This is a genomic window from Virgibacillus sp. DJP39 (assembly GCF_049310925.1).
Classification (GTDB): Bacteria; Bacillota; Bacilli; order Bacillales; family Amphibacillaceae; genus Virgibacillus_F.
This window is the reverse complement of record NZ_JBMERP010000099.1, coordinates 1-10,428: the sequence shown is the minus strand read 5'-3', so window position 1 is coordinate 10,428 and position 10,428 is coordinate 1. Positions and strand designations below refer to the sequence as shown.

The window sequence follows — 10,428 nt, the reverse complement described above, 5'->3', positions numbered from 1 at the left end:
CGCATCGGCCTTCCCGTTTGTACGAATTTCGGAGCTCAATCCCTTCAACCGCTTGGCTTACGGCCCATCACCTAGCTGTCTACGCTTAAAGGCAGTGTGTTACCACCTGCCCTCCAAGACTCGCTACGAGTGAGTGGCTAGTTCTTACTCGACGGGAATCCCACCCGCTATATATTACGACCTATGCTCGGTCGCTCCAGGAGTCTTCGTGTTTTTCCTTCGCTAACGTGATGAATAGCACTTTATAGTTCATTCACTATTACGATAGTTGCTTGGAGCGGAGGACCGTTGACTCCTGCGGGAACAGCACGAGTCTGAAGACCCCGCAGAGTGATTTTCTCGAGGAGGCTGAGGCCGTGCCCGCGGAAAGCAACGGTCCGCAGCGGAAAACAACTCGCGCATACGTCACATTCTATATATTTCGCGTCATAAACAACAATCTTTTACAAAAAAACCTCTATTTATGTATCTACCAGCAATTTCCCCTCAAAAAAAAGAGCCCTATTGGCCCTTAGTTTAATGATTCGACATCTGTCACCTGGAAGTTATTTTTGTATAGGCTTTTCTTAATTTGTTCTACCTCTTTCATTCCAACATCCTTAGGTAATACAATACAAACTCTTCTCGCATACTTAGAGTCGTTGTTAAGCGAGATAACGCTTTGTACATTGCAATACCTGTTAACTATTTTCAACATTTTCTGTAACGCACCTGCATATTCAACTGTACCAATTGTCAGGGAATAACTGCCATTATTTACTCCCCATGCATTTTCCAGCACAGATATTACGTTTGCATGTGTTAATATTCCCAGGAACTCTTCATGTTCATTTAAGATAGCTAAATATGGGAGTTTTTTAATGCTAGAAAACACTTTAAAGAAAGCATCGTCTTCATTGACTGAACCAGTTTTATCCGTTACAAGTTCTGCAACTGAATCATTCAATTCGAGTTCATTCTCTAAAATATGAACTTTATAAATGTTACCTACAAACTTGCTCTCTGTTTCATCAAGAACAGGAATACAGCGAAAACCGGAATTGCCTAAAACTGATTGTGCGTGCTCTAAACTATCTGTTTCTTTCACATAAGTTACATCCTGCTTTACTACATAATCATTACTAACAATCATCTTTTCATTACCTCCTAAGATACTAAATTATTCAGGACCTTCGCTTATTATGTTTATAATTCGCACGTAACCCTAAATATTTATGTAAAAAATTGCTACACACTATATATTCGACGCCTAATCAAATTTCCCTTTAAATCAATACTCAAAACACATTAATCTATAACCTGTTTGGTAGATTAGTTTACAAATGGTACTATAAGATAAAACTTCTTTAAAAGAGGTTCCATTCTCTCCTTGCGATTCGTTCCTTGAATCAACGATCTTTAAAATATTAAACTTAACACCGAAGTGGGTGATAACACAAATGGGAAATTTACATATTAAACATCACTGGATTGGAAGATTACTTGCTTCAGACCCAGGCAGAATTCGATTTCTAAAAGCAGGTAAAGCAACGATTAGCCTGATGTCCGCTGTCTTTACAACTCTTTTCTTATTACGTGCAACTGGACATGATAGTTTAACACCTGCAATTGTCTCAGGTATGGTTGGTTTAATGGGAATCATGATTGTCTTAGATGAAACGAAAAAAGCTAAGCAGCTAACAACACCACTCCTAGGTGTTTCTGCTGTAATTGGTATTACGAGTGGCACATTACTTGCTGGAAATACGTACTATGTTGACGCACTAATGATAGTCATTATGTTCGCCGCCTTTTACTTATCCCGGTTTAATGTAAGATATTTCTCTATTTGTATGATTGGGTTTTTCACTGTTTATATTTCTTCTGTTCTAAACCTTTCACCAAGCCAATTACCATGGTTTTACATAGGCATCGGTCTCGGGGTATTTTATGCATTCGTATATAATTTCATTCTGTTTAAAGATTCCGCACAAATTTTAAGAAGAAGTATCCGCTCCTTTCATATTCAAAGTAATTTAATATTCGATATTTTAATAAGTGGCATAAATGATAGTAACCCAAGTGCTGAAAAAATCAAACTACTCAGGAAAAACGTCCGCAAACTTCGGAATTATGGCAGGGTTGTTTCTGGAGACCTTAAAGCACAGGATGTCAAAAAAATCTGGCCAGGACTTGATACCGCACAAGTGCGTCTTTATATATTTGACACAGGTATGCTAATTGAAACACTAACAGACGCAATTCAAAATTTAAAAAAAGCCGATGCATTAGAGATAGAAGAATTGCGAAGATTATTAATCTGGGTAATTAAAAGTCTTCGCAACGCAAGAGTACTCTCTCAAAACTATGATAAACATGATTTGGAAGAAGCAGAGCTTGCGGTACAAGGAATTCGTCTCGCAGTAAGGGATCTATTAAGCCAGGACACAAAACCCGCGGGATGGATATTTCTTGTTCGTCGAATCGAATCGATTGCAAATCACGTAATTGAAGGTGCAGTTAGCATTCAGGAAGCCATGAACGATAAAAACACTTCCACAATGAACGATTCGGAGGACACTGACGGCGAAAATGATGATACTTCGGATGATGACGACAAACAATTAAAACCCTCAACAAAAAAAGCTTATCAGGCACTTGTTGCTGGTACTATTGCCATTTTAGTTGGTCAAGTAATTTCACCTACACAACCATATTGGGTAGTTCTGACAGTGTTTATTGTATTGCTTGGAACCGAGTCGGTTGGCAGGACCTATAAAAAAGGGTTTCAGCGTTCACTTGGAACACTAATTGGTGCAGTAATAGGTTTTGGCCTTGCAAAACTTCTTGCTGGTCACTCAACAATTGAATTAATACTACTGTTTCTGGTTATCTTCCTCGCCTTTTACCTGTTAACAGTTTCCTATACACTAATGAGCATGTTTATCACAATGCTGATCGCGTTTATGTATGATATTTTGTTAAATGGCATCACCCTTCAGCTGATTGGAGCACGTGTCATTGATACAATTGCTGGCGCTGTTATTGCTGTTTGTGTAGTAGCTGTGATTTTCCCTAAAAAAACAAAAGACAAAGTAGCTGATAGTATTGATGACTTTTTAACTGAGTTAAAACCTTACGTAACCAATTATGTTAGGAGTTTTCGAGAAGACGTTTATGTAAAAGGTCTGGCTGATGATGCTTTTACACTGGATCAAAGTCTTCAAACCATCGAAGACGAGGCGAGCCCGCTAATGAATCGACCTGAAACAATAAGCAGATCAAGTATAGCACGTTGGATTACTATTTTGACAGCAATTAATTATTATGCAAAACATTTAGTGGCTTCAGCTTTTAGAGGGAATTTTGATTATCCTGAAGAACTCATACAGGTCTTTAAAACTGTGGAGGAAAAGCTAGGGCACAACATCGATCTGGTTGGTAAGCTTATCAAAGGAGATGCAGTATCCGGCACTGTTTATACCTTAAAGGAAGAACGTGAACAAATTGAGCAGCTTGCCCCAAGTAGAGACGAGTCCCATCGTGATCTGATTCATCACCTTTATTATGTATGGAAAATCAACCAGTCACTTGTAGCGCTAGGGATTGACCTTGGAGCGGAAGAATAGATAACTTGGTTTACCACCAGGCTTTAATGGTGAAAATGAAAACCATCCTCTCCCTTTGTTAAACAATGATGGGGAGGGTGGTTTTTCACTTCCACAGTTTACAAAAATCTTCTTTTAATAGCCTTATAAATAGTGTTATAATTTGAACAAATCAATGCTTTCTAAAAGATATAGAAAATAAGGAGTGGGACCTCTGTCAGAAATTATTTTTTTAGTTGCTTCTTATTTATTTGGATGCTTAAATGGTGCCTACTATGTTGGAAAGCAACTATCGAATCAAGATGTTAGAAGCCTGGGTAGTTCAAACGCCGGGGCAAGAAACGCAGGCAGGGTGTTTGGGCGTTCTGCTTTTATTTATACTGTTATTATTGATGCACTAAAGACTATTGTTCCGCTACTTACCGCAGCGTTTATATTTGATATAAATGGAGTCCTCTTATATTTGATGGGTCTTGCAGTTTTAATTGGACATATTTGGCCAGTCCAATTGCAATTTTCTGGCGGTAAAGGGGTAGTGGTATATCTTGCTGTTGCTTTAGCGCTTGTTCCAATTACCCTTCTAATCGTTGGTGGAACCCTGCTGATCGGTTTGAGGATTAAAAGGAACTTTATAGTAGTTGGGCTTATTGCTCTCAGCACTATCCCAGTAGTCCTGATTGTTCTATCCAAGCTTATGTTAGCTTTTTTATTCATAATTATGCTGCTGATTGTAATTCTAGTTCATAGAAATGAGGATTAACATGAAAGATTCTACATTAATTACTTATAAAATTGCTGAAACAAATAATGAAATGGAACAAATATATCGACTGAATTATGAAACATTTGCCGAAGAGATACCGCAACACGCATTAAATGAGGAAAGAAAACTTATTGATCGTTTTAACGATGAAAATACATACGTAATTGCTAAAAGAAAAGATGAAGTGGTGGGTATGATTTGCGTCAGGGAAAACAGACCATTTTCATTAGACCAAAAGCTTGATAATCTCGATGAATATTTCCCCTCAGAGTCTGTCCCCTGTGAAGTAAGGTTACTTTCAATAAAAGATTCCTATCGTGGTGGAAGAATTTTTTATGGTTTGTGTGAACGGTTGGTCTCTTATTGTTTAGAGAAAGGTTTCGCGGTTGCTTTAATTTCTGGAACCATGCAACAGACAAAGCTATACAAACACATTGGCTTTCAACCATTTGGTCCGATTGTTGGCTCGGATGAGGCACCTTTCCAGCCAATGTTTCTAACGAAGAAGAACTTTGAGCGGTCATCAAAGGTTTTTCAACGATTGATGCAGCGGAAGGAGAGGAACCCTCATCAAAATTTTCTTCCAGGTCCTGTAGAACTATGTGAAAGTGTCAAAAATGCCTGGAAGGAACCCGCTGTTTCCCATCGTTCTTCAACCTTACAAAAAGCGATGGAGGACTTACAAACTCAATTATGCGAACTAACCAAAGCGAATTATGCAGAGCTAGCTGTAGGAACTGGCACGCTTGCCAATGATATGGTTGCAGCGCAATTGTCCACTCTTGACACCAAAGGCCTGGTTCTATCAAATGGTGAATTTGGTGAACGTCTAATTGACCATGGAAATAGATGGCGTCTTCCTTTTGAAAAGATACAGAAAGATTGGAATACGATTATTACTATGGAGGAAATAGAAAGTTGTTTAAAAGATAACCCTGCTATTCAGTGGCTATGGACTGTTCATTGTGAAACGTCGACTGGCTACATGTATCCATTAAAGGAATTAAAAAAGATTTGCAGTAAATACCATGTAGGTCTTTGTATAGACGCATGCAGTTCTGTTGGAGTGACTGATGTAGATTTATCTGATGTCTATCTGGCAACTACTGTTAGTGGTAAGGGGATTGCTTCTTATCCTGGAATAGCAATTGTGTTTCATCGTGATCAGATTTCACCAAACAAAAGAATCCCAGGTTATTTGGATATAGGTAGCTATCAAAAAAATAACAGCATTCCCTTTACACACTCATCCAATGGATTAATGGCATTAAAAAGCGCTTTAAATAATCCTTCCATACCAAAAAAAGAACTTGCTGATAGAGTTTGTCAGGAATTTAGATCTGTTGGAATGAAAGTGTTAAGAGGAAAAGGTTATTCTCCAGGAGTAATAACAGTCAGTTTGCCAAAGGAACTGTCATCAAAAAGTTTTGGTGACCATTTAATAACCCTTGGAATCCATGTGAGCTATGAAAGTGGCTATTTACTAGAGAGAAATTGGTTTCAGATTGCCCTGATGGGCGAACAGAAGCAGGCAAACGTCATGAAAGCTATTCATACCACTACACATTATTTTAACCAGCTTATGAAAGAACAGGTAACGAGTTAATGAAAAAACTAACCACCTATTTAAGTAACCATCTTATAGCTACCACGGTCATCTTATTATGGATAAAAACAATTCTAGTAACAGTTATTGGATTTGACTTTACACTAATGACCTGGTTGGACTTCGTACTGCTCATTATTAGTCCAATTGGCACTCTTATGTTATTTATCGGCTTCAGTTTCCTATTCACTAAACGGGTTCGTCCAATTAACTTACTCGTTATTTATAGTTTGATTACAGGTCTATTGTATGCCAATTTACTTTATTATCGTTTTTATATCGATTTCGTCACTGTCTCGGTTCTACTGCAAATTAGTAATGTAGGTGGCTTAGGAGCCAGTACGTTCGAATTAATTTCTCCATATGATTGTTTAATAATTGGAGATATTTTTGTGATAGGTTTCGTTATCCTTTCTATGAAAAAAAAGAAGGTTAACATACATCGACCTGGAAGAAGAAAATATGCCTTAACTAGCATTGGATTAATTGCATTGACAATAAGTCTGGCGGTATTTCAAAACCCACATTTACTGAATACCAGCTATGATCGGGATCAGCTTGTGAAATCTCTAGGTATTTATAACTACCAGTTTGGAAATTTATTGTATGGAATAAAAGCACCCTTTGAAAAATTAACATCAGATAAACAAGATGCTGGGGCAGTCAATGATTTCATTCAAGCTAAACCACCCAAAAAATCAGACTTGTTTGGTATTGCAGAAGGAAAAAACGTAGTAATCATCAGCTTGGAGTCTACACAAAACTTTGTGATCAATCAAACCGTTAATGGAGAAGAAATAACGCCTTTTTTAAACAATTTAATAAAAGATAGCTTTTATTTTTCCAATATTTACGACCAAACATCCCAGGGAAAAACATCGGACGCAGAATTCATGGTAGATACAGCCCTATATCCACTTCCTAGTGGCTCTGTTTTTGTACGTCGTCCTGAAAATACCTTTCAATCACTCCCTATTGTTTTAAAGAAATCTGCTGGTTATACTTCAGTTGTCTTTCACGGAAACGAGTCCGACTTTTGGAATCGGGACCAAATGTATCGCACGCTTGGTTATGATCACTTTTATTCGAAAAAGTATTACAATGTAACAAAAGAAAACTCGATTAACTATGGCATTAAGGATATACCCTTTTTCCAACAGTCTATCAAGCAATTGTCTACTCTTCCTGAACCCTATAGTGCAAAGTTTATAACATTGTCTAACCACTTTCCTTTTTTACTGGATGAAGAGGATCAATTCATTGAAACTGCTGATACGAAAGTAGAAGTTGTGAATAGATATGTAACGACTGTTAGATACGAGGACGAAGCAATCAAGGATTTTTTCAATTCACTAAAGGAAAAAAAGATGTATGAGGATACTTTATTTGTAATTTACGGTGATCACTACGGGATATCAAGTAAGTACGAATCTGGTGTTCATGCGTTACTTGACCAGAAGGATACTCCCCTTAACCATTTGGAGCTCCAACAAGTTCCATTTATCATTCACATTCCCGGACAGGAAGGTCGAGTAATAAATACCATTGGGGGACAAATAGACATTCGCTCAACTGTACTTCATTTACTTGGTATATCTACTGAAAATCGGATGTCATTCAGTCACAATTTATTTACTAGGACCAACAGTGAGCCAGTTGTGTTTAGGGACGGAAGTATGGTTACTGGCAATTATGCTTATATAAATAATTTATGCTATGACAGAAACTCTAAAGAAGTAATCGATAGAAAGAACTGTCTGCCTTATCTTGAAAGTGCCCGTAATCAATTGAATCTCTCTGACAACATTATTCTCGGAGATTTACTGCGATTCACCAAATAATAGTTATGAGTAAAGGAACCGCTAGTTGCGGTTCCTTTACGTTTAGTTATCCTTGTAGTGATAACCCATATAGAATTTGTTTTTCTTCTCTTCGAACGGAAACAGTTTTAATTCTTTCGCTTTGTCGTAGTGGTCTGTAATAATCTCATCAATCAGTTGTTTTGTATTTTTATTTTTCGTATCTATCCCTAATTTTTCAGCAGATAGATTTACCTTTTTTTCATGGATTTCTTTGATTATAATGTGCGTATCTTTATCTTTTGTATCTATTCCTAATTCATCCGCTTCATCCTTAACTGTTCTCTCAAATACCTCTTTTCTAAGTTCCTTGAATTCTTTTCCCTCAGCCTGAATTCCTAATTCGTCAGCTTGTTGTTTTAACAATGCTTCATACACTTCAATTGCTAATGTTTTCGGGTCTTTACCCTCTGTTTTAATTCCTAGCTCTTTCGCCTTCTTCTTAAGCTTTGCATAATGTACTTCATTTGATAGCTCTTGAATGGTTTTACCTTCAGAATTAATACTTAACTCTTTTGCAGCACGATTTATTCTAGCTTCAAACACTTCTTCAGCTAAACTGCGGAGACTTTTCCCCTTTGACTTAATACCCAGTTCCCTTGCCTGCATCCGAATTAATGCTTCATGCTTATTAAGACCATCATCATCCATTTGTTCAGCGTTAACAATGCTGCGAACCTGTTCAGATTGCAACAAGTCTCCCTCAAAACCAAAAGCTGTTGGCACATTGAATCCCAAAACAAATACTAGCGTAAGTACCAAAAATAAACACCTTTTCATAATCTGATTTCCTTCCTTATGTGAAGTTTTTTACTCTCATTTTCTTAGCTTTTCCTAATGGAGCTAATTAATGAATAAAAAATTTGAAGAACTGAACTTAAAGCCTTAGCAAATTGTATGGTAGAATGGAGCAATCATTATCTATGAAGGAGAGAATGTACGTGGATTATGAACTTGATCATATTGGCATTGCTGTTAGAAATCTAGAAGCAAGCATCCATTTTTATGAACATGTATTAGGTGGCAACTTAATTGACCGATACAAAAGTGAGGCAACAGGAGTGGAAAGCGAAATTGCAATTCTGGAAATCAATGGGGAGCGTACTGAATTATTATCGCCCACTAACAACACAACTTCCCCGATAGCGCGATTTTTAAAGCAGAAGGGAAAGGGCGTCCATCATATTGCTTATCATGTCAGAGACCTTGAAACAGCACTTGAAAACCTGAAGGAAAAGGGGATTCGGACATTAGAAGATTCCTTGCGTGTTAACAAGCATGGCAGACGGTTAATTTACTTAAACCCCGTGGACACTGAAGGAACTATTATTGAATTCTGTGACTATCCAGAGTAAAAACAAAGCCATTTTTTTATAAAAAAGCTTTAAATTGACAATAGAAAAAGCAAGTAAAAACGCACAGCTTATTACGCCTGTGCCTCTTTTTACTTGCCCTATTTTTTATATAAATTGCGTATTACTTCTTCCGCAATCTCACCCGATAACGAAAAAAATCTTAAACATGATTTTTTAGTTTAAATTAGTCATTTGGATTTTATAATTTTGCTATATTTATAACTGTATTAGATATATCTCAAAGATTTTATATCTCTTACAAGTTCTCAAAATCCTCATACTTCTGATTAAAAAGCTATTTCAATACTAATAAGTCACTACTCTAACATCAAAAATATTATTCATCAGAATCCCAATGGTCAGAACCAACAGCACCATTAGCAAATTCCGTTATTGCATCATCTACTTGCATTTTGTGCCACTCATCAAGCTGATTATATGAATCTTCGTCAAAATCTTCCTCTACACCCATCTCATCAAGACGGGAAGTCAACTTTTCCACTATTTTAGCCTGATCCTTCTGTGATAATTCGTCATTAGACATAATTCATTCCTCCTCTCTTTTAAAAATAATATTTACGTTAAATGGCACGTTTGTAATAAGCTATCTATTTTCAATCTATTTTAACACCCTTCGAAGTATTCATTTATATCAAATAAATTATTTACGGATACCATTTCATTCTAGCCAACCAATGAACACGCGTTTTAACAAGGTAATTAGCAAAGGCACATAAATTTATGAAGTGTAATGAGTGTCTTAAACATTGATATGACAACAAAAAAGAAGACACCAATCCATATGTGAATTGTGTCCCAAATGCTGTCTTATTTAATGTTTTCTCCTCGTTAACCGAACCTGTTAGTGTTGTACCCTTGCCTGAATAAAACGTTATTTAGCTAAGCTCTCCATTAACGATGCAAGTGTTTCTTTTTTTACAAATGGGGCAATTTCTGCAAGATCTTCAGGTGTTAAAGTAGATATCTCGACCTCATTAAGTAATGGGTCTAATTGATTGCCTAAGAATGGGGCTATCCCAATTAGATATTTCAATTGAACATCTTTTAAACCAACTTTATTTATAAGAGCAACAAGTGTTTCTTCTTTAACAAATGGCGCTATCCCAGGAAGTGCATCCCATGTTATTTGTTCGATATTTGCTTCCTGAACAAAAGCATCGGTATGTCCGTCTAGAAACGGCGCTAAATCTGTTATTTGCTGTAGTTGAAGTGGCTCATCTGCAGCTTTGTCTATTAA

9 protein-coding genes are annotated in these 10,428 nt (G+C 36.9%); 5 read left to right on the top strand and 4 right to left on the bottom strand.

The features are described 5' to 3' along the window. Positions 1–511 precede the first annotated feature (511 nt). Entirely contained in the window at positions 512–1,132 is a 621-nt protein-coding gene (gene cbpA / locus ACOI1D_RS19395) for a cyclic di-AMP binding protein CbpA (RefSeq protein ID WP_422503599.1), read from the bottom strand. Positions 1,133–1,439: 307 nt separating this feature from the next. Here cbpA and ACOI1D_RS19390 point away from each other — a divergent pair, with 307 nt between their 5' ends. The 4 genes from ACOI1D_RS19390 (at position 1,440) to ACOI1D_RS19375 (ending at position 7,797) form a co-directional block, all read left to right on the top strand. Further along, positions 1,440–3,608, top strand: a complete 2,169-nt coding sequence (locus ACOI1D_RS19390; protein ID WP_422503598.1) for an FUSC family protein — start codon at positions 1,440–1,442, stop codon at positions 3,606–3,608. A 184-nt stretch (positions 3,609–3,792) separates the two neighbouring features. Beyond that, the gene (locus ACOI1D_RS19385; RefSeq protein ID WP_422503597.1) at positions 3,793–4,347 is read left to right on the top strand and encodes a glycerol-3-phosphate acyltransferase; all 555 of its coding nucleotides are present in this window, start codon (positions 3,793–3,795) and stop codon (positions 4,345–4,347) included. Between the two features lies 1 nt (position 4,348). Continuing rightward, positions 4,349–5,956 carry an aminotransferase class V-fold PLP-dependent enzyme gene (locus ACOI1D_RS19380; protein WP_422503596.1) on the top strand — a complete coding sequence of 536 codons (1,608 nt, stop codon included), beginning with the start codon at positions 4,349–4,351 and terminating at the stop codon, positions 5,954–5,956. After that, positions 5,956–7,797 (top strand): LTA synthase family protein, encoded by a 1,842-nt coding sequence (locus ACOI1D_RS19375; protein ID WP_422503595.1) that lies wholly within the window; start codon positions 5,956–5,958, stop codon positions 7,795–7,797. The genes ACOI1D_RS19380 and ACOI1D_RS19375 overlap by 1 nt, the downstream gene beginning before the upstream one ends. Before the next feature lie 42 nt (positions 7,798–7,839). Here the strand turns inward: ACOI1D_RS19375 and ACOI1D_RS19370 are convergent, their stop codons facing one another. Continuing rightward, entirely contained in the window at positions 7,840–8,595 is a 756-nt protein-coding gene (locus tag ACOI1D_RS19370) for a hypothetical protein (protein ID WP_422503594.1), read from the bottom strand. A 155-nt stretch (positions 8,596–8,750) separates the two neighbouring features. Between ACOI1D_RS19370 and ACOI1D_RS19365 the strand changes: the two genes are divergently transcribed. Continuing rightward, on the top strand, positions 8,751–9,170 hold the full coding sequence (locus ACOI1D_RS19365) for a VOC family protein (protein WP_422503601.1): 420 nt from the start codon (positions 8,751–8,753) through the stop codon (positions 9,168–9,170). 337 nt (positions 9,171–9,507) lie between these two features. Here ACOI1D_RS19365 and ACOI1D_RS19360 read toward each other — a convergent pair whose 3' ends face one another. Together ACOI1D_RS19360 and ACOI1D_RS19355 are read right to left on the bottom strand one after the other, a co-directional pair. Then, positions 9,508–9,714: a hypothetical protein gene (locus tag ACOI1D_RS19360; protein ID WP_422503592.1), complete on the bottom strand. Its 207-nt coding sequence runs from the start codon at positions 9,712–9,714 to the stop codon at positions 9,508–9,510. 348 nt (positions 9,715–10,062) lie between these two features. Then, positions 10,063–10,428, bottom strand: a 366-nt coding sequence (locus ACOI1D_RS19355) for a hypothetical protein (RefSeq protein ID WP_422503591.1), incomplete at its 5' end; no start/stop codon positions are given.